This is a genomic window from Robertmurraya sp. DFI.2.37, assembly GCF_029211245.1.
GTDB classification, from domain to species: domain Bacteria; phylum Bacillota; class Bacilli; order Bacillales; family Cytobacillaceae; genus Robertmurraya; species Robertmurraya methanolica_A.
Genome location: NZ_JARGEJ010000906.1, coordinates 1 through 287, shown reverse-complemented (window position 1 = coordinate 287; position 287 = coordinate 1). Strand labels below are relative to the sequence as shown.

Here is a 287-nt window from a genome sequence, read left to right as displayed (position 1 = left end):
AAAGAAGCGATTGATGAAGTGATGAAGCTCGGTATGAATCATCCAATGGGTCCGTTAACACTCGCCGATTTTATCGGATTGGATACATGTCTCTACATTATGGAAACGCTTCATGTAGGTTTTGGTGATGATAAATATCGCCCATGTCCGCTGCTGCGCAAATACGTCAAGGCAGGTTGGCTGGGTAAGAAGTCTGGACGAGGGTTTTACGAATATGCATAAAAATGAATTTTTCCGGAATTAACACTGGAATTTCCGGAATTCGCACGCTTTTTTCCGGAATCAAA

Annotated in this window: 1 protein-coding gene; it reads left to right on the top strand. The window is 42.5% G+C overall.

The annotated features are described in order from the left end of the window. Nucleotides 1–222, top strand: a 222-nt coding sequence (locus tag PZE06_RS29105; protein WP_275792555.1) for a 3-hydroxyacyl-CoA dehydrogenase family protein, incomplete at its 5' end; no start/stop codon positions are given. Nucleotides 223–287: the final 65 nt, after the last annotated feature.